The sequence below is a fragment of the Hyphomicrobiales bacterium genome (assembly GCA_002869065.1).
Classification (GTDB): domain Bacteria; phylum Pseudomonadota; class Alphaproteobacteria; order Rhizobiales; family Rhodobiaceae; genus Rhodobium.
This window is the reverse complement of sequence record PKTR01000001.1, coordinates 602,376-620,481: the sequence shown is the minus strand read 5'-3', so window position 1 is coordinate 620,481 and position 18,106 is coordinate 602,376. Positions and strand designations below refer to the sequence as shown.

The following is an 18,106-nucleotide window of genomic DNA, read 5'->3' as shown; positions in this document are numbered from 1 at the left end:
GTCTTTATCCCAAAACCGGCATCCACTTTTGGGAGACACGCTTTAGTGCGCGAGGATCGCCAGCAGCAGAAGAGCCACGATGTTGGTGATCTTGATCATCGGGTTGACGGCCGGGCCGGCAGTATCCTTGTACGGATCGCCGACCGTGTCGCCGGTCACCGCCGCCTTGTGGGCTTCGGAACCCTTGCCACCATGATTGCCGTCTTCGATGTACTTCTTGGCATTGTCCCAGGCACCGCCACCGGCGGTCATGGAGATCGCGACGAAGAGACCGGTCACGATCACGCCGAGCAGCATGGCACCAAGCGCGGAGAAGGCAGCGTTCTTGCCGGCAATCGCGTTGATCAGAAAGTACACCACGATCGGCGACAGCACCGGAAGCAATGAAGGAACCATCATTTCCTTGATCGCAGCCCTGGTCAGCATGTCGACGGCGCGGCCATAGTCCGGCCGATCCTTGCCTTCCATGATGCCCGGCTTCTCGCGGAACTGGCGGCGCACTTCCTCGACCACCGCGCCGGCGGCGCGGCCAACCGCGGTCATGGCGATACCGCCGAACAGATACGGCAGGAGGCCGCCGAAGAACAGTCCGACCACCACATACGGATTGGAGAGCGAGAACTCGAGCGCACCGATGTCGGCGAAGTACGGGAACTGATCCGGATGTTCACTGAAGAACTTCAGGTCTTCCGTGTAGGCCGCGAACAGCACCAGAGCGCCAAGACCGGCCGAACCGATGGCATAGCCCTTGGTGACGGCCTTGGTGGTGTTGCCAACCGCGTCGAGCGCGTCGGTGGTGTTGCGCACTTCCGGCGGAAGATCGGCCATTTCGGCAATGCCGCCGGCGTTGTCGGTCACCGGACCGAAGGCATCGAGCGCAACGACGAAACCGGCAAGCGCCAGCATGGTCGTCACCGTGATGGCAATGCCGAACAGGCCGGCGAGATTAAACGTGACGATAATGCCGGCGATGATGACGAGTGCCGGCAGAGCCGTGGCTTCGAGCGAAATCGCCAGACCCTGGATCACGTTGGTGCCGTGGCCGCTGACGGATGCTGTCGCAATCGAGCGAACCGGGCGGAAGTTGGTGCCGGTGTAGTACTCGGTGATCCAGACGATGAGACCGGTGACAACCATACCGATGACACCGCAGGCATACAGGTCGAGCGGCGTGAAGGTCATGCCGCGCACCGTTGTCATCACCGTGTCCATACCGCCGAAGACGATATGGGTCACCGGATAGAGCACGATCAGCGACAGAATGGCCGTGGCGATGAAGCCCTTGTAGAGCGCACCCATGATCGAGCCGTTGGCGCCGAGGCGCACGAAGAAGGTGCCGATGATCGAAGTGACGACACAGGCCGCGCCGATTGCCAGCGGATAAAGCATGACGTCACCGACAAGAGCCGTGCCCGCAAAGAAGATCGAGCCCAGAACCATGGTTGCAACCACGGTCACTGCGTAGGTTTCGAACAGGTCGGCCGCCATGCCGGCGCAGTCGCCGACATTGTCGCCGACGTTATCGGCAATGGTCGCCGGATTGCGCGGGTCGTCCTCGGGGATACCGGCTTCGACCTTGCCGACCAGATCGCCGCCGACGTCCGCGCCCTTGGTGAAGATGCCGCCGCCGAGACGGGCGAAGATCGAAATCAGCGAAGCACCGAAGCCAAGCGCGACGAGGGCGTCGATCACCGCCCGGTCTGCGCTTTCAAAGCCCATGAACCGGGTCAGCACCACGTAGTAGACAGCAACGCCGAGCAGCGCGAGACCGGCAACCAGCATGCCGGTGACGGCGCCGGCCTTGAAGGCGATACCGAGTCCGGCGGAAAGGCTCTGGCTGGCGGCCTGTGCGGTACGCACATTGGCGCGGACCGAGACGAGCATGCCGATGAAACCTGCCAGGGCGGAGAGAATGGCGCCGATTGCAAAGCCAATGGCGGCCATCAGCGACAATTGCCACCAGACGATGGCGAAGATCAGCACGCCGGCGATGGCGATGGTGGTGTACTGGCGCGTCAGATAGGCGGTGGCGCCCTCCTGAATGGCACCGGCGATTTCCTGCATGCGCTTGTTGCCCGCGTCGGAAGCCATCACCGAGGTGATGGCCCAGATGCCGTAAGCAATGGAAAGCAGACCACACAGGACAACGATGTAAAGCGGATCCATGCCCTTTTCCTGTCCTTCTGGTGTCGGAACGGCGCACACGCGCCGGCGACGGGATTTTTGTTCCGGCGAGCCGAATTCTAAGGAAAAGTACCTGCCCCACCGAAAGCCCATGCCAACCTATCGTCCGCAACTACGGCGTCAAGGCAGAAATGGGTATAATCCCGTGACAAAAGAGCCGAATAATATAAGCAATTTCTGATATTTGGGCCGACGACGCATGTGCCTGGACCCCTGCCCTATGCGGCCTCGCGCTGACCGAAAAGAACAAGCCAGGCGAGTGCGCCGAGCGCGAAGACAATGAACGGGAAGATCGCCCAGTTGATCGCGTCCCAGCCGACATTGGCGAGGATCTTGCCGGACGAAAACGACGCAACGGCCTGCAGGCCGAAAATGAGAAAGTCGTTTGTCGCCTGCACCTTGTTCCGTTCTTCCAGGCGATAGGTCTGGGTGACCATGGTGGTCGCGCCGATGAAGCCGAAGTTCCAACCGACGCCGAGCAGGACGAGCGCCGCCCAGAACTGGGCCACTTCGACACCGGTCAACGCGATCACGCCGCAGCCGGCGAGCAGCACGAGGCCCGTCGCTGTCACCTTTTCGACGCCGTAGCGGTTGATCAACGTGCCGGTAAAGAAGCTCGGCGCGAACATGGCCAGCACATGCCACTGGATGCCGAGTGCGGCGTCATCGGGGCTGTGATGGCAGGCGACCATGGCGAGCGGCGCGGCCGTCATGACAAAACTCATGAGCGCGTAAGAGGTTACGCCGCAAATGACGGCAACGATGAAGCGTGACTGGGCGATGATTTCGGTCAGCGGGCGACCGCCGGAACGACCGGCGGCGAGATGCGGCTTGGGGATGCGCAGGAAGAAAAGCACAACGACACCGACGACGGCGACACAGGATTGCGCAAGGAACGAGCCCGCGAACATGATCGGCGAGAACCAGTCCTTGGTGTGGATGACGATCTGCGGACCGAGGAACGCGGCCGCAACGCCACCGATCAGCACCCAGGAAATCGCCTTGGGGCGGAACACGTCGCTTGCGGTGTCGGCCGCCGCAAAGCGATAGGCCTGTGTGAAGCCACCATAGCAACCGGCGACGAAGGTCGCGATGCACAGCCGGAAGAACGAGCCGTCGAATACGGCCTGCGCGGCCATGAGGCCGGAAGCGATGCCAAGCGTGGCGCCACCCATGAAGGTCAGCCGACGGCCGATCCAGCGCGACAGAAGCTGAACGGGAATGGTCGACGAGGCCATGCCGAGCACGTACGCGGTAACGGGCAAGGTCGCGAGCGACTTGTCCTCGCCGAGCAGATAGTGCCCAACGAGGGCGGCGGAGGCGAAGACGATGGTGGCGTTGGCGCCACCAAGCGCCTGCGCGACGGCGAGAATCAGCGCATTGCGGCGCGCGAGCACGTCATCGACGTGGTCGTCAGCGTGGGAAACAGCCGTCATTGCCACCTCTTCGCCCGCACACGAGCGCCAAAAAGAAAACGGGCGAACGCCCGCTTATGAATACATAGACGCCGATCCGACTCAGGCCAGCGCGTTTTCCGCCGTGGAGCGAACGAAGAACTCCGCCGTCACGCTGTGCGTTTTCACCAACCGACCGTTCGGAAGATCATTGCCGTCCAGCTTTACCACTCGCGTGGCGGCAGGCAAGCCCTGCCAGCGGATTTCGAGACGCCGGCGCAACTCGGCTTCGGTAACTTCGATCATCACGGTGGTGTCGTAGAACGGGTGGAGCACGTCCCACGGCGCCGTGCCGAGCAACAGATAATTGCCCTCGACGACGATATTGCGAACGGAACGGGCGATCAGCCGGGCACCGGCCCGGGCGATCTCGGTTTCCCGGTCGAACACGGGCACGGCGATCTCGGTTTCCACGTTGGCGCGCAGACGGGCCAGCATTGCCGACAGACCGCCGACATCGAAAGTGTCCGGCGCGCCCTTTCGGGTTCGACGTCCGCGTTCATCGAGGATCGTGTCGTCAAAATGGAATCCGTCCATGGGAAGGACGGCAGCGCTGTCGGGGTCGCGCTCGTTCAACGACGCGACGAGACACTCGGCGAGCGTCGACTTTCCGGCGCCCGGCGGGCCGGCAATCGCGGTGATATGGCGGGAAGCAGCGCCGCGTCGCGCCAGTATGTCGACCAGATCGGGAAAGGTGATTTGCCGAGACATCCTTCCTCCCCTGCCCGTTTCACGCGGCTCAGAAATGACGGAACGCGGTATCGTCCAATTCGACCGGCATGCCGCCGCTATCGAGGAACGTTACGTGATCGCCGCGTTGTTCGGTGCAGGTCCCGATTGCGGCCACCGGAACGCCCGCTTCAGCCGCGGCAGCCTTGAAACGGTCGGCGCGGTCGGGCGGAATTGCTGCAAGGATCTCATAGTCGTCGCCGCCAGCGATGATCGAGTGAATCTCATCGGGATCGACAGCAAGAACGGCCATGCCTGCTTCGGAAATCGGCATGTCGGCGAGGCGAAGCTCGGCGGAGATGCCGGACGCTTCGCAGATATGGGCGAGATCACCCGTCAGCCCGTCGGAAATGTCCATCGCGGCGCTGGCGTATTCCCGGATAACGGCAGCAAGTGCGACGCGCGGCTGCGGATGCAGGTAGCGGTCAATCAGGAACGTCTTGTCCGTTTCGCTCAAAGACCAGGCTTCCGCGGCCGGCTCTTCGGCGCGGAGTTTCAGGCCAAAGGCTGCGTCGCCGAGCGTGCCGCTGACGAAAAGAACATCGCCCGGGCGCGCGCCGGCGCGGGATACCGACTCCCCTGTCGGTACGGCGCCGATTGCGGTCACGGAGACCATCAGGCCATTCGGCGAGCGGATGGTGTCGCCTCCGAGCAGCGACCAGCCGTAACGATCCTGGTTTGCCGCAAGCCCTGTGGAAAACCCCGCAATCCACTCCTCGGTCCATTCGGACGGCAAGGCAATCGCCAGCAGATAACCGAGTGGATCGGCGCCCTTCGCGGCGAGGTCCGACAGGTTCACGGACAACGCCTTTTCGGCCACATCCTGTGGATCGTCGGTGGAAAAGAAGTGGATATTGGCGGCGAGCGCGTCCTTGGTCAGGACCAGTTCGCGGCCGGGTGGCGGGATCAGAACGGCGGCGTCGTCGACGAGGCCACGGGCGGCGGGGTCGCGGGCGAGCGGCGCGAAATAGCGCGCGATGAGATCGAACTCGCCGGGACGCGGGCCGCCCTCCGCCATCACGCCGTTCCGGAGCGGGAGAACTCATCGGGCCGCAGCTCGTGACCGATACGGTCGAGCACGCCATTGACCATCTTGCGCTCATCGCCATCGAAGAACGCCTTGGCGACGTCGACATATTCCGAGATCACCACCCGGGCCGGAACGTCCTTGCGGCGCAACAATTCGAAAACGCCGGCGCGCAGGATCGCGCGCAATGTGGCGTCGACGCGCTTCAGCGGCCAATCGGTAACAAGAGCATGGTCGACGCGCGGGTAGACGTCGCGCTGGTCTTTCACGACGCCGGAGACAACGTCCCGAAACCAGCCGGCATCGGCCTCGAGATACTGGTCGCCGTCGACTTCCTGACCGAGCCGGAAACGTTCGAACTCGGACAGCACTTCGTCGACGGAGGTGCCGGCGATTTCCATCTGATAGAGCGCCTGAACGGCAGCGAGGCGTGCGACGCCGCGTTTGTTCGCCGGGCGGGCGTCGCGGTTTGAGCCGCTGTTTTCGTTAGGTCCGGCCATGTCCGTCAGATTCCAAGTTCGCCCCGAAGGCGGAACAGCGCCAGTGCGGCCTCGACCGCGGACGCGCCTTTGTTTTTCTTGTCGACGCCAGCGCGCACCCAGGCCTGCTCGCCATTTTCCACCGTCAGGATACCATTGCCGAGCGGGAATCCCTCGGCGACGGCAAGATCCATCAGCGCGCGCGCCGATTCCACCGCAACGATATCGTAGTGGCTGGTTTCGCCGCGGATGACGCAGCCGAGCGTGACCACCGCATCGAAATCGAGCTGGTCATTGTCACGCGCTTCAAGCGCCATCGACAGCGCCGTCGGCACTTCGAGAACGCCGGGCACCGAAATGCGATGCATCTTCGCGCCGGCGGCCTCGATCGCCGCGGCCGCACCGCGAACCAGTTCGTCGGCGATGTCGTCGTAGAACCGGGCGTCGATCACGAGAATTGTGGGCGCGGCATTTGTCATTGGCGTTCAATCCTGAAGCTCTGTCATGGGCTGGCAGAGGAAACACGGCAACAGCAGTTTGTCCAGCTGAAAAGCCGAATAGCGGGCATTCGCCAAACAGGGCTCAGCCGGCCTCGATCAGGCGTGCGGCATAGCGTGCCATCAGGTCGACCTCGAGATTGATCAGATCGCCGGCCTTGCGTCCGCCCCAGGTGGTGACGGCGAGCGTGTGCGGGATCAGCATCACGGTGAAGCGGTCATCGTCGACCGTATTGACCGTCAGCGAAGTGCCATCAAGAGCCACGGAGCCCTTTTCCGCGATGAATTTCTTCAGCTTTTGCGGCACCTTGAAGGTGAAACGCGCCATGTCGGCTTCGTCGATGCGTTCGACCAGCTCGGCGATACCATCGACATGGCCCGTCACGAGATGGCCGCCCAATTCTCCGCCCAATGCGAGCGAGCGTTCGAGGTTGATCCGCGTGCCAGCCCGCCACGAGCCGAGCGTCGTGCGATCAAGTGTCTCGTCGGACGCTTCGACGTCAAAGAATGCCCGACCGTCGTCGAGGCGGCCGATTTCAATAGCCGTCAGGCAGATACCGGCATGGGCGATCGAAGCGCCGATTTCGATGGTCGCGGGATCGTAGGACGTCGCGACGCGCAGGCGAACGCCGGTTTCGCGCTCGGTTCGGGAAACGACTTCACCGACATCGCTGATCAGTCCGGTAAACATGGTTCGTCCTTTTCATCGCAATCGCCGGCCGTCAGGAACCCCGGCGATACCAGGTCAGGCAATCGGCACCAAGGCGTACGCTATGCTCCGCCGTCAGACCGTTGGCTGCAAGCGCTACATCTAGCGAGGTGCCCTCAAGCACGGGAATGCCGTTCTCGCCAATGGTCATCGGCGCGGTAAAGATCGCCGCCTCATCGACCAGATCAGCGGCAAACAATGCTTTCGCCAGAGTGGCCCCACCCTCGACCAGTACCGAGGTGATGCCCTTGTCAGACAGCATCTGAAGTGAGCGTTTCAGATCAAGCCCGCCCCAGGCGTCGTGCACAACGGGCAAAATGGTCGCGCCAGCCGCGGCGAGAGCGTCACGCGGGCGCCAGGATGCATCGTCCGACACCATGACCCAGAGCGGCGCAACATCCGTGCTTTGAACGAGCGCGGAATTGATGGGCAGCCGGGCATGGCTGTCAAGCACCACCCGGACCGGGGAGCGGTGTTCAAGGCCTTCGAGGCGCACGGTCAGCAGCGGATCGTCGGCGAGCGCGGTTCCGCTGCCGATCAAGATCGCGTCGTGTTCCATGCGCATGATCTGCGTGGCACGACGGGCGTCGGCTCCCGTGATCGCGACCTGACCCTCGCCCTTGCGGCCGATGAAACCATCGGCGGACACCGCGAGTTTCAGTGTCACATGGGGGCGCCCTTGAACGATGCGGCTGGTGTGGCCCGCATGGGCAAGGCGAGCTTGCGCGGCGCCGACGCCGACCGTGACTTCGATGCCGGCCGCCTTCAGTTTCGCATGTCCGGTGCCGGCGACACGCGGATCGGGATCCTCGAGCGCGCTGACGACACGCGCAACGCCGGCTTCAATCAGCGCATCGGTGCAGGGTGACGTGCGGCCGTAGTGCGAACAGGGTTCGAGCGTGACATAGCAGGTGGCGCCACGGGCCGCTGCGCCTGCTTCATCAAGTGCGACGCGTTCGGCATGCGGGCGTCCGCCGATCGCCGTTGCGCCACGGCCGACCACATGGGCGCCGGCCTCGTCAAAGCGCACAATGAGCGCGCCTACGGCGGGGTTCGGCCAAGCGGCTCCCCTATTACGCCGCCCCAAGGCCAGTGCGGCCGCCATGAACCGCCGGTCTGTCTCCGGTCCCGGTTTGAGGATGGGCAGGTTTGGCGGCACGGTCATAACGCGCGGGATCAGCGATCTTCGGGCAGAGGCCCCTCGCCGCTTTCATTGGTGAGTTCGTCAAGCACCGCCTCGAAATCGCGCGCTTCACGGAAGTCGCGATACACCGAGGCGAAACGGACATAGGCGATGTCGTCAAGGGTCTTGAGCGCTTCCATGACAAGGTCGCCGACATGCTTTGCCGGGATCTCGCTCTCGCCGGCGCTCTCAAGCTGACGGACGAGACCCGACACCATGCGCTCGACGCGCTCGGGATCGACGGGGCGCTTGCGCAGCGCGACCTGAACCGAGCGCATCAGCTTCTCGCGGTCGAACGGAACGCGGCGGCCATTGCGCTTGATCACGGTGAGTTCGCGAAGCTGCACCCGCTCGAAGGTGGTGAACCGCCCCGCACAGGTGCTGCAGATCCGCCGCCGGCGGATAGCGGTGTTGTCTTCCGTCGGGCGGGAGTCCTTGACCTGTGTTTCTTCTCCGCCGCAGAACGGACAGCGCATGTTTGTCTCTCCTTACCGAACCCGGATTGCCGATCCGGGTGCGGGTCAGCTGTAGATCGGGAAGCGGCCGGTCAGTTCGACGACCTTCTTGGCAACAGCGGCTTCGACGGCGGCGTTGCCCTCTTCGCTGTTGGCGGCCATCAGACCGTCGAGCACTTCGGTGATCAGCATGCCGATCTCGCGGAACTCTGCGGTGCCGAAGCCGCGCGTCGTGGCCGCCGGGGTGCCGAGGCGAAGGCCGGACGTCACGAACGGCTTTTCGGGGTCGAACGGGATACCGTTCTTGTTGCAGGTGATGTTGGCGCGGCCGAGAGCCGCCTCGGCCTTCTTGCCGGTGGCGTTCTTCTTGCGCAGGTCGACGAGCATCAGATGGTTGTCGGTGCCGCCGGACACGATGTCGAGGCCCTGCTCCTGCAGCGTCGTGGCAAGCGCCTTTGCGTTGGCGACGATGTTCTGCGCGTAGGTCTTGAATTCAGGCTGCAGCGCCTCGCCGAAAGCGACCGCCTTGGCCGCGATGACGTGCATCAGCGGGCCACCCTGCAGACCCGGGAAGACCGCCGAGTTGACCTTCTTGGCGATTGCTTCGTCGTTGGTCAGGATCATGCCGCCACGCGGACCGCGCAGCGACTTGTGAGTCGTGGTGGTCACCACATGGGCGTGCGGGATCGGCGAAGGATGCTCGCCGCCGGCGACGAGGCCGGCGATGTGGGCCATGTCGACCATCAGATAGGCGCCGATGGAGTCGGCGATCTCGCGGAATTTCTGCCAGTCCCAGATGCGCGAATAGGCCGTGCCGCCGGCGATGATCAGCTTCGGCTTGTGCTCTTCGGCAGCCTTGGCGATCTCGTTCATGTCGAGAAGGTGATCGTCCTCGCGCACGCCGTAGGAGACGACGTTGAACCACTTGCCGGACATGTTGACCGGCGACCCGTGCGTCAGGTGACCACCCGAATTCAGGTCGAGGCCCATGAAAGTGTCGCCCGGCTGCAGCAGCGCCAGGAACACGGCCTGGTTCATCTGGCTGCCGGAGTTCGGCTGGACGTTGGCGAATTCGCAGCCGAACAGCTTCTTGGCGCGCTCGATCGCAAGATTCTCGACGACGTCGACATACTGGCAGCCGCCGTAGTAGCGCTTGCCCGGATAGCCTTCGGCATACTTGTTGGTGAGCACGGATCCCTGCGCTTCCAGAACCGCGCGGGAAACGATGTTTTCCGACGCGATCAGCTCGATCTCGTGCTGCTGGCGACCGAGTTCGTCGCCAATGGCCTTGGCAATGTCGGGGTCGCGTTCGACCAGCGTGCGGGAGAAAAAGTCAGCCGTGTTCGCCATGGGATCAAAGGGTCCGCTTCGCTCGAGAAAGTCCGACCCGGTCGACCGGCGCCTCGATGCCGGCTCGCGGGTCATGTTCAGGCGAACGCCCTTAGCACACCACGCCGGTTCAACCAAGCAAGAAGGCAGTTTCGTGCGCCGTTATCCCCGCTCCGGCCGCTCCATCGCGAGGCGGCGTTTCAGCTTGGCGACCGCGATCCGCTGCAGCTCGGCCTGCGGCGTTCCAATAGGCCCGAAGATGCTGACCTCGACGCCGGTTGCCGCGTCGATCGCTGCGACCTTGACCTGACGCCCGATCGGCGTGAATTCGAGATAGATCTCGCCCCGGCCCCGTTGTCGCATGTCGCTCTACTGCCTCGCTGAAGCGGCATCGAAAAAGAAAAGGACGCGGAAATGTCCGCGTCCTCTGATTAGCCGGTTTTTTGCGTCGTTGAAACGGCGACGCTGCGGCGCTCGGCCTACTGCGTGGTCAGCGCCACGTCGCCGCCGCCGTCGCGATTGTAGATGTCGTCACGGAAATTGATGACACCGTCGCGGGTCGCCCACGCGGTAATGTAGGTGGTGTAGAGCGGCACCTGATCCTTCAGCTTGACGTCGATACGCTCGCCTGAACGGATCACGTCGTCGACCTGCTGACGGCTCCATTCGCCTGACGAGGCGAGGATCCAGGTAACCAGCTCACGCACGTTCTGAACCCGCACGCAGCCCGAGGAATGGAACCGATAGTCCTTGCCGAACAGGGTCTTGGACGGGGTGTCGTGCAGATAGACCTGATGCTTATTGTGGAAGTTGATGCGCACCGAACCGAGCGAATTGATCTCACCCGGGTCCTGCCGGAACATGTAGTTGACGGCCTCGTCGGTCTGCCAGTTGACCTGCTCGGCGGTCAGCTCCTCACCCTTGGAATCGTAGATGCGGATCTTGTTACGCGCGAGGTACTGCGGATCCTCGTTCATTTTCGGGATCAGGTCCTTGCGGATGATCGAGACGGGAACGTGCCAGAACGGATTGAAGTTCAGCTCGTAAATCTTGGAATTCAGGATCGGCGTCGGGCGGTCGACCTTACCGACGACCGCGGTATGGCGCGAACGCACGCGGCCGTTCTCGACAGCCTCGATTTCGGCCGCCGGGATGTTGACCATCACGTAGCGGTCTCCGAGGAAGCCGGACATGGCGCGCACACGCACGAGATTGGTCTCGAGCTGATGCAGGCGCACTTCGACCGGCACGTTCAGCGAGGCAATGGTACCCGGTCCCACGATACCGTCGGGGATGATGCCATGGCGCACCTGAAAGCGGCGAACTGCGAGGTCAACATAGGAATCGAAGGTTTCCGACAGGCCCGCGGACTGCTGCAGGTCGCCAGTCATCATCAGGCGCTTGCGCAAATAGATGACGTTGCGATCACGCGCGCCGATGCGCATCTTGCTCTTGCTGTCGCCAGGCATGTTGCCCCAACCGCCCTGTGCGGCGATGCCCGCGTAGCGCTGGATGGCTTGCTCGATATAGGCGGCCGTTTCGGTCGAAAGTGTCGGCTGATCGGATTTGACCTGGGCCTGATCACGCAGCGTCGAATCGAACTTGTCGTCCCATTCCGCCTGACGCTTGTATTTCATCAGCACGGAGATCGGGCTTTCTTCAGCCGCCGCAGCCGGGCTCAAAAGGCCCAGCGCACCGATGACGCCTGCAGTCAGGGTCAGAAGGACGCGTCGCGAGAGTCGCGTCCCGGCCGCCAATCCGAAGGTTTTCGAGTTCACCAGCACCACCGTCTTTTCCTCTTCATCGAACGGCCCCCACCGCCGATTCCGACGCATTCCGTTCCGAAATCATCGTATTACATAACACATAAGGCGCCGCGCAGGTCCGCCCAGAATGGCGCACAAAACCGTGACCCGGCTGGCTTGCACGTCACACCGGCGTGCTTTGGCAATGTGCCTGACCAGTCCTAGTCACTCCAATGTGGCCGCTTCTTGGCGACGGGGCTGTGTACCGCCTGTTCGGGGATGATTAATCATAAATCTAAAGCGAATGTGTATCGCAGGACACAACACAGCCGATTTCCGCGACGGCAACGGTGATCGCAACGAAAAACGCCCCGGTCGTGAAACCGGGGCGTTTTCCTGCCGGCGATTTTTTGCCGGCTTCCGGGCCTACAGCCGGTAAAGGATCTGGTCGGTCCAGAAGCGTTCGAGCCGTTGCAGCGATTTGTTGAGGTGCTGGAAGTCGCCCGCACCGATTCCGCCAACCTGCTCGATTGATCCGATGTGTCGCTCATAGAGCGAATCTACAATGCCAGCGATTTCCTTGCCTTTCTCGGTCAGGCTGATGCGGACCGAACGACGGTCGACGCGTGAACGCTGGTGATGCACGAAACCGGTGTCGACGAGCTTCTTCAGATTGTACGACACGTTGGAGCCGAGGTAGTAACCGCGCGTGCGCAGTTCACCAGCGGTCAATTCGCTGTCGCCAATATTGAACAGAAGAAGCGCCTGGACCCCATTGATGTCGCTGCGGCCCATCCGGTCGAATTCATCCTTGATCACATCAAGCAAACGACGGTGGAGGCGCTCGACCAGCGTCAGGGCCTCAAGGTAAAGGGGCTTAATCGAAGTATCGCCCTCAGCGTCGGAAAGTACTTCGACTGCCCGCTGAGCATTGATCATATTATCCGCCTCACTGTCTACGCTTGGGAGCTGTTTTATCCCTGTTATTCGGAGACAGTACACGGCCGAGTCTAAAAACGGCTTAAGCGGGACGATGAAAATTTCATTAAAATGCCCCCACCGCAACGAGGGTTAACTGATCCTTTTGCGGCGGGAGCAAATTTTATCATTCTCCGCGCAGGAAGCGGATGATGCCGGAGAAGTCGACGTCGGCGTTGCCGGCATTGCTGAAGAGCGTATAGAGCGCGGAGGCTTCGGCGCCGAGCGGGGTCGCGGCACCCGACACGCTGGCCGCCTCCTGGGCGAGCTTCAGGTCCTTCAGCATCATCGCCGCGGTGAAGCCGGCCGCGTAGTCGCGGTTTGCCGGCGAGGTCGGCACCGGACCCGGCACCGGACAATAGGTGGTCATCGACCAGCACTGGCCGGAGGACTTCGAGGCAATGTCGAACAGCTTCTGCGCATCGAGGCCGAGCCGTTCGGCCAGCACGAAGGCTTCCGAAACGCCGATCATCGAAATGCCGAGGATCATGTTGTTGCAGATCTTGGCCGCCTGCCCGTTGCCGCTGCCGCCGGCATGAACGATGGTCTTGCCCATGACGGCGAGATAAGGCTCGGCGCGGTGGAAGGCTTCTTCCTCACCGCCAACCATGAAGGTCAGCGTGCCGCCGGATGCGCCACCGACGCCGCCCGAGACGGGCGCGTCGAGCATCGACATGCCGGCTTCCGAGGCGGACGCCGCGACAGCGCGGGCCGTTGCGACATCGATGGTGGACGAGTCGATCAACAGGGTGCCCGGGCGGGCATGGGCGAGGATGCCCTCAGTACCGCGATACACCGCATCGACATGGCGTCCCGCCGGCAGCATGGTGACGACAACTTCGGCTTCGCCAACCGTTTCGGCGATGCTGGACGCGGATTTGCCCCCCGCCTCTTCCAGCTTCTTCACGGCTTCGGCACTCAAGTCCATGCCGATGACCGTGTGGCCGGCCTTGACGAGATTGGCAGCCATCGGACCGCCCATATTGCCGAGACCGATAAAACCGACCGTTGCCATCAGATTTCACTCCCTGTTGTTTTACCGCGGATTGCGCTCCGCGAGTTCCTGTTCCCGCTGCGCCAGGTAGGCGAAGACGAAATAAAGCGCGACCGTGAGAATGTAGAAGCCGATTTCGTATGGACGCTTGCCGAACAGGTCGGCGAAGGCGGTGTGCATAATGATCTGGGTGAGGATGCGGAACATCCAGATCACGACGCCCCAGGAAGCACCGAGCCAAAGTCCGATCGCGGAGACGAGATCGAGGACGCCGAAATAGACGGTCACCGTCTGATCGGGAACCGACATTTCCCAGAACCAGTTGCCGCGCCACTCGACGAAACCGACGATGCGCGCCCAGTGAATGACCCCGGCGCCGAGCATGTGCAGCCCGATCATGCGCATGTACCAGACTTGGGTGATGCGCCAGGGCGGCAGCCATTTCTGCCTGGTCTCCGGGGTCGGAGCGACCGCGCTGTTTTGGTCGGCCTGAAAAGTCATGCCATGTCCCTACCCGTCAATCCCGCGCCGGAAAGGTCAGATCCCCATCCGGCAGAACCGCGAAGTGTCCATCTATGTCGACCACCTCGATCTGTTCGAAATCGGCTGGACGCCAGCGCGGTGTGTTGTCCTTGTCGATGATCGTCGCGCGAATGCCCTCGTAGAAATCGTGCCCCTTGAGAACACGGCTGACAATGCGAAATTCGAGCTGCATGCAGTGATCGAAGTCGAGCTTCGCGCCGCGGCGAAGCTGATGATAGGCGATTTCGATCGAGGTCGGCGACTTCTTGCGAATGGTCTTGGCGGTCTTGGCCGCCCATTCGGCATGCTCGCCTGTCATGTCGTCGAGCCGCTTGAGGATCTCTCCGACATTCGACGAGCCAAACGTCTCGTCAATGACCGGCTGCATGGCGGCGAGCGGCGCCGGGCCGGGATCGGAGGCGAAGGCATCGAGCGTCGCATCGACGTCGGTTGAGGACTCGAGCGCCTCGATCAGCTCGGGGAAGCGGGCAGACGGCAAGGCATGCGTGGTGACGCCCGACCATTGCGCGTCCGCCTGTTTCAGGCGCGCGCCGGTCAGCCCGCAATAGAGCCCCGTCTCGCCCGGCATGCGCGGCAGAAAATAGGTGCCGCCGACATCGGGGAAGAAGCCGATGCCGACCTCGGGCATGGCGAAGCCGATATTGTCGCCGCCGACGCGATGGGAGCCGTTCACGGACACACCGACACCGCCGCCCATCACGATGCCGTCGATCAGCGCGATGTAGGGCTTCGGATAGTGCTTGATATCTACGTTCAGCCGATACTCGTCGCGGAAGAAGTCGATCTGATGCGGGTCGCCGGCAATCCCCTGTTCGTAGATGTGGCGGATGTCGCCGCCGGCGCAGAACGCCTTGTCGCCCGCCCCGGCGACGACGACATGGCCGATCTCGGGGTCGTTGCGCCATTCATCGAGCTGCGCCTGCAGGGCGCTCGCCATTCCGTGCGTCAGCGCGTTCAGCGCCTGCGGCCGGTTCAGCGTGACGAAGCCCGTGCGGCCCCGGCGTTCGAAAAGGATTTCGTCGGTTGTCATGCCTGCCGTACTACCTTGTCTCCAAGCAACACGATCGTTGCCAATATGATTGCGTAACCCCACAGCATCAGAGCGCCGAATTCGTCTGCCCTTTCGAGCGACACCGTTGGGAAGACCGAACCGAAGGCAAGAACCGCCGCTGCATCGCCGAGCAGTCCGGGAATGACCAGTCCGGCGCCGAAGCGGGCAACCTTGCCCGGTTGGCACAACAGCCGGCACAGGACCAGAGCGAGGATCGCGACGGCCAGCCCCCCGACCGCGAACGTATAGAAGTACGCGCCGACGGAAAGCACCGGAGCGCCAATCATACGAAAGAGGATTGTTGCCAAGAGCCAGCCGACCAGGCCGGTGATGAGCCCCCGCCGCATCTCGCTCCTTAGTTCTTGAACAGATCGCGCGCGATGATCACGCGCATGATCTCGTTTGTGCCTTCGAGAATCTGGTGCACCCGCACATCGCGCAGATAGCGCTCGATCGGGTAGTCGCGCAGATAGCCGTAGCCGCCATGCATCTGCAGAGCGTCGTTGACGGCGGCAAAGCCTGCGTCGGTGGCGAGCTTCTTGGCCATCGCGGCCTGCGTCGTCGCGCCCGGCGCCTTGGCGTCGACCATGATCGCGGCGCGATGAAGCATCAGCCGGGCTGCCTCCAGTTCGGCGGCACGGTCGGCGATCTGGAACTGCAGCGCCTGGAATTCGGCGATCGGTTTGCCAAACTGCTTGCGCTCTTTCATGTAGGCGATGGCGCGGTCGATCGAGGTCTGGCCGGCGCCGAGCGAGCAGGCGCCGATATTGAGGCGTCCGCCGTCGAGTCCGGCCATGGCGATCTTGAAGCCCTGCCCTTCCTCGCCGATGCGGTTTTCGATCGGCACCCGGCAGTTGTCGAACTGCACCATCGCGGTCGGCTGGCTCTTCCAGCCGAGTTTCACTTCCTGCGCTCCATAAGACAGTCCCGGCGTGTCGGCCTCGACGACGATGCAGGAGATGCCCTTGGGTCCGGGGCCGCCGGTGCGCGCCATGACGACATAGATGTCGGAACGCCCGCCGCCGGAGATGAAGGCCTTGGCGCCGTTCAGCACGTAATGCTCGCCGTCGCGCTCGGCTTTGGTCGAAAGATTCGCGGCATCCGATCCCGCTCCCGGCTCGGTCAGGCAGTAGCTCGCAAAGCGGCGCATGGTGCACAGATCGGGCAGATAGCGGTGCCGCTGCGCTTCGCCGCCGAAGGAATCGATCATCCACGCGGCCATGTTGTGGATCGAGATGTAAGCGGCAGTCGAGGTGCAGCCCTTGGCGAGTTCCTCAAAGATGATCGCCGCGTCGAGCCGGCCGAGACCAGAGCCGCCGACATCTTCGCCAACATAAATCCCGCCGAAGCCGAGTTCGGCCGCCTGGCGCAATGTATCCTCGGGGAAGATGCACTTTTCGTCCCACTCGCGGGCGTGCGGTTCCATTTCGGCAGCGGCGAAATTCGCCGCCATCTCGCGGATCAGCGTTTGTTCTTCCGTGAGGGCGAAATCCATTGCCGGCGTTTCCTCTTTTCTCTTTCCAGAAGGTCTATCGGTGACAACCGGACCCGTCAACGCAACTCGCGGCGCGCTCCACGCATTGCCGGTGTGGAGTGGCGCGGGGCGACATGATAGTGTGCGCCGCGATTTGAGGTGCGGGCCGCAGAAGAACAAGCAAAGTGGAGTGCTTGCCATGGGTTTCGAAGGTAATCGGGGGCAGAAGGGCCTTTCGCTCGAGATGGCCGGATCGGGCGGTGTCCTTGCCGACATCCTGGCTGGACGGCGGATGCGCCGCCGCCGGCGCACGGACTGGGTCCGGCGCATGGTGCGCGAGACGACGCTGACGGTCGACGACCTGATCTGGCCGATCTTCATCGTCAGCGGCGAAAACCGCCGCGAGCCGGTCGCTTCGATGCCCGGCGTCGAACGCCTGTCGATCGACGAGGCGGTGCGCTCGGTCGAGGAAGCCGCCTAGCTCGGCATTCCGGCCGTCGCTCTGTTCCCTTACACAGACCCGGCCGCGAAAACGCCGAGCTGCGAAGAGGCCTGGAACCCGGACAATCTGGTGTGCAAGGCAACGCGCGCGATCAAGGCCGCCGTGCCGCAGGTCGGCGTGATGCTCGACGTTGCGCTCGACCCCTATAACGCGCTTGGCCATGACGGCATCGTCGATGGCGAGGAAATCCTTAATGACATCTCGGTCGACTGTCTGATCCGCCAGTCGCTGGTGCAGGCCGAAGCCGGCTGCGACATCCTCGGTCCTTCCGACATGATGGACGGACGCATCGGTGCGATCCGCAGCGCGCTCGAGGAAGCCGGCCACGAGCACATGCTGATCATGTCCTACGCTGCGAAGTATGCGTCGGCGTTCTACGGGCCGTTCCGCGATGCGATCGGTTCCGGCGGCGCACTGAAGGGCGACAAGCAGACCTACCAGATGAACCCGGCGAACAGCGACGAAGCGATCCACGAGGCTGAACTCGACATCGCCGAAGGCGCCGACATGATCATGGTCAAGCCGGGCATGCCGTATCTCGACATCGTGCGCCGGTTGAAGGATGCCTTCGCGGTGCCGACCTTCGCCTATCAGGTGTCAGGCGAGTACGCGATGATCCAGGCCGCCGCGCAGAACGGCTGGATCGACGGCGAAAAGGCGATGGTTGAGAGCTTGGTTGCGTTCAAACGCGCCGGAGCCGACGGCATCCTGACCTATTTCGCGGTTGAGGTGGCAAAGCGGCTGAAGGCCGGGCGCTAACGCTGTCCACGCAC

18 protein-coding genes and 1 pseudogene are annotated in these 18,106 nt (G+C 62.9%); 1 reads left to right on the top strand and 18 read right to left on the bottom strand.

The window, feature by feature from the left end; genetic code table 11:
• Positions 1 to 42: 42 nt before the first annotated feature.
• From hppA to C0606_02645, 18 genes are all read right to left on the bottom strand, one after another.
• Positions 43 to 2,166 carry a sodium-translocating pyrophosphatase gene (hppA, locus tag C0606_02730; protein PLX39448.1) on the bottom strand — a complete coding sequence of 708 codons (2,124 nt, stop codon included), beginning with the start codon at positions 2,164 to 2,166 and terminating at the stop codon, positions 43 to 45.
• A 236-nt stretch (positions 2,167 to 2,402) separates the two neighbouring features.
• Positions 2,403 to 3,620: an MFS transporter gene (locus C0606_02725; GenBank protein ID PLX39447.1), complete on the bottom strand. Its 1,218-nt coding sequence runs from the start codon at positions 3,618 to 3,620 to the stop codon at positions 2,403 to 2,405.
• An 81-nt stretch (positions 3,621 to 3,701) separates the two neighbouring features.
• A complete protein-coding gene (locus C0606_02720) occupies positions 3,702 to 4,349 on the bottom strand; it encodes a nucleoside/nucleotide kinase family protein (GenBank protein PLX39446.1) in 648 nt (215 codons plus the stop codon).
• A 28-nt stretch (positions 4,350 to 4,377) separates the two neighbouring features.
• Positions 4,378 to 5,385 (bottom strand): thiamine-phosphate kinase, encoded by a 1,008-nt coding sequence (gene thiL / locus C0606_02715; protein ID PLX39445.1) that lies wholly within the window; start codon positions 5,383 to 5,385, stop codon positions 4,378 to 4,380.
• Positions 5,385 to 5,894 carry a transcription antitermination factor NusB gene (locus C0606_02710; protein ID PLX39444.1) on the bottom strand — a complete coding sequence of 170 codons (510 nt, stop codon included), beginning with the start codon at positions 5,892 to 5,894 and terminating at the stop codon, positions 5,385 to 5,387. Before C0606_02710 ends, thiL begins: the two co-directional genes overlap by 1 nt.
• Positions 5,895 to 5,899: 5 nt before the next feature.
• Positions 5,900 to 6,352: a 6,7-dimethyl-8-ribityllumazine synthase gene (locus C0606_02705; GenBank protein PLX39443.1), complete on the bottom strand. Its 453-nt coding sequence runs from the start codon at positions 6,350 to 6,352 to the stop codon at positions 5,900 to 5,902.
• Between the two features lie 103 nt (positions 6,353 to 6,455).
• Positions 6,456 to 7,061 (bottom strand): riboflavin synthase, encoded by a 606-nt coding sequence (locus C0606_02700; protein PLX39442.1) that lies wholly within the window; start codon positions 7,059 to 7,061, stop codon positions 6,456 to 6,458.
• A gap of 31 nt (positions 7,062 to 7,092) precedes the next feature.
• Positions 7,093 to 8,244, bottom strand: a complete 1,152-nt coding sequence (gene ribD / locus C0606_02695) for a bifunctional diaminohydroxyphosphoribosylaminopyrimidine deaminase/5-amino-6-(5-phosphoribosylamino)uracil reductase RibD (GenBank protein ID PLX39441.1) — start codon at positions 8,242 to 8,244, stop codon at positions 7,093 to 7,095.
• Positions 8,245 to 8,255: 11 nt separating this feature from the next.
• Positions 8,256 to 8,738 carry a transcriptional regulator NrdR gene (locus C0606_02690; GenBank protein ID PLX39440.1) on the bottom strand — a complete coding sequence of 161 codons (483 nt, stop codon included), beginning with the start codon at positions 8,736 to 8,738 and terminating at the stop codon, positions 8,256 to 8,258.
• Between the two features lie 45 nt (positions 8,739 to 8,783).
• Complete coding sequence (gene glyA / locus C0606_02685; protein PLX39439.1) at positions 8,784 to 10,067, bottom strand: serine hydroxymethyltransferase; 1,284 nt, start codon at positions 10,065 to 10,067, stop codon at positions 8,784 to 8,786.
• A gap of 141 nt (positions 10,068 to 10,208) precedes the next feature.
• Positions 10,209 to 10,409 (bottom strand): serine hydroxymethyltransferase, encoded by a 201-nt coding sequence (locus tag C0606_02680; protein ID PLX39438.1) that lies wholly within the window; start codon positions 10,407 to 10,409, stop codon positions 10,209 to 10,211.
• Between the two features lie 116 nt (positions 10,410 to 10,525).
• Positions 10,526 to 11,881: a murein L,D-transpeptidase gene (locus tag C0606_02675; GenBank protein ID PLX39437.1), complete on the bottom strand. Its 1,356-nt coding sequence runs from the start codon at positions 11,879 to 11,881 to the stop codon at positions 10,526 to 10,528.
• Between the two features lie 336 nt (positions 11,882 to 12,217).
• On the bottom strand, positions 12,218 to 12,730 hold the full coding sequence (locus C0606_02670; GenBank protein ID PLX39436.1) for a MarR family transcriptional regulator: 513 nt from the start codon (positions 12,728 to 12,730) through the stop codon (positions 12,218 to 12,220).
• 166 nt (positions 12,731 to 12,896) lie between these two features.
• Positions 12,897 to 13,784 (bottom strand): 3-hydroxyisobutyrate dehydrogenase, encoded by an 888-nt coding sequence (gene mmsB / locus C0606_02665; protein ID PLX39435.1) that lies wholly within the window; start codon positions 13,782 to 13,784, stop codon positions 12,897 to 12,899.
• 21 nt (positions 13,785 to 13,805) lie between these two features.
• Positions 13,806 to 14,201 carry a hypothetical protein gene (locus C0606_02660; GenBank protein ID PLX39674.1) on the bottom strand — a complete coding sequence of 132 codons (396 nt, stop codon included), beginning with the start codon at positions 14,199 to 14,201 and terminating at the stop codon, positions 13,806 to 13,808.
• Between the two features lie 79 nt (positions 14,202 to 14,280).
• Complete coding sequence (locus tag C0606_02655; protein PLX39434.1) at positions 14,281 to 15,336, bottom strand: 3-hydroxyisobutyryl-CoA hydrolase; 1,056 nt, start codon at positions 15,334 to 15,336, stop codon at positions 14,281 to 14,283.
• The gene (locus C0606_02650) at positions 15,333 to 15,704 is read right to left on the bottom strand and encodes a hypothetical protein (GenBank protein PLX39433.1); all 372 of its coding nucleotides are present in this window, start codon (positions 15,702 to 15,704) and stop codon (positions 15,333 to 15,335) included. The genes C0606_02655 and C0606_02650 overlap by 4 nt, the downstream gene beginning before the upstream one ends.
• 8 nt (positions 15,705 to 15,712) lie before the next feature.
• A complete protein-coding gene (locus C0606_02645) occupies positions 15,713 to 16,852 on the bottom strand; it encodes an acyl-CoA dehydrogenase (protein PLX39432.1) in 1,140 nt (379 codons plus the stop codon).
• A gap of 223 nt (positions 16,853 to 17,075) precedes the next feature.
• Between C0606_02645 and C0606_02640 the strand changes: the two are divergent.
• Positions 17,076 to 18,092, top strand: a pseudogene (locus tag C0606_02640) (porphobilinogen synthase).
• Positions 18,093 to 18,106 lie beyond the last annotated feature (14 nt).

What these genes read in the sequence shown, in the direction of transcription:
- C0606_02645 (PLX39432.1), bottom strand. Translation starts at nt 16,852, where the DNA reads ATGGATTTCGCCCTCACGGAAGAACAAACGCTGATCCGCGAGATGGCG.
- C0606_02710 (PLX39444.1), bottom strand. Translation starts at nt 5,894, where the DNA reads ATGGCCGGACCTAACGAAAACAGCGGCTCAAACCGCGACGCCCGCCCG.
- C0606_02725 (PLX39447.1), bottom strand. Translation starts at nt 3,620, where the DNA reads ATGACGGCTGTTTCCCACGCTGACGACCACGTCGATGACGTGCTCGCG.
- C0606_02680 (PLX39438.1), bottom strand. Translation starts at nt 10,409, where the DNA reads ATGCGACAACGGGGCCGGGGCGAGATCTATCTCGAATTCACGCCGATC.
- ribD (PLX39441.1), bottom strand. Translation starts at nt 8,244, where the DNA reads ATGACCGTGCCGCCAAACCTGCCCATCCTCAAACCGGGACCGGAGACA.
- mmsB (PLX39435.1), bottom strand. Translation starts at nt 13,784, where the DNA reads ATGGCAACGGTCGGTTTTATCGGTCTCGGCAATATGGGCGGTCCGATG.
- glyA (PLX39439.1), bottom strand. Translation starts at nt 10,067, where the DNA reads ATGGCGAACACGGCTGACTTTTTCTCCCGCACGCTGGTCGAACGCGAC.
- C0606_02675 (PLX39437.1), bottom strand. Translation starts at nt 11,881, where the DNA reads ATGCGTCGGAATCGGCGGTGGGGGCCGTTCGATGAAGAGGAAAAGACG.
- C0606_02670 (PLX39436.1), bottom strand. Translation starts at nt 12,730, where the DNA reads ATGATCAATGCTCAGCGGGCAGTCGAAGTACTTTCCGACGCTGAGGGC.
- hppA (PLX39448.1), bottom strand. Translation starts at nt 2,166, where the DNA reads ATGGATCCGCTTTACATCGTTGTCCTGTGTGGTCTGCTTTCCATTGCT.
- C0606_02655 (PLX39434.1), bottom strand. Translation starts at nt 15,336, where the DNA reads ATGACAACCGACGAAATCCTTTTCGAACGCCGGGGCCGCACGGGCTTC.
- thiL (PLX39445.1), bottom strand. Translation starts at nt 5,385, where the DNA reads ATGGCGGAGGGCGGCCCGCGTCCCGGCGAGTTCGATCTCATCGCGCGC.
- C0606_02705 (PLX39443.1), bottom strand. Translation starts at nt 6,352, where the DNA reads ATGACAAATGCCGCGCCCACAATTCTCGTGATCGACGCCCGGTTCTAC.
- C0606_02720 (PLX39446.1), bottom strand. Translation starts at nt 4,349, where the DNA reads ATGTCTCGGCAAATCACCTTTCCCGATCTGGTCGACATACTGGCGCGA.
- C0606_02690 (PLX39440.1), bottom strand. Translation starts at nt 8,738, where the DNA reads ATGCGCTGTCCGTTCTGCGGCGGAGAAGAAACACAGGTCAAGGACTCC.
- C0606_02650 (PLX39433.1), bottom strand. Translation starts at nt 15,704, where the DNA reads ATGCGGCGGGGGCTCATCACCGGCCTGGTCGGCTGGCTCTTGGCAACA.
- C0606_02700 (PLX39442.1), bottom strand. Translation starts at nt 7,061, where the DNA reads ATGTTTACCGGACTGATCAGCGATGTCGGTGAAGTCGTTTCCCGAACC.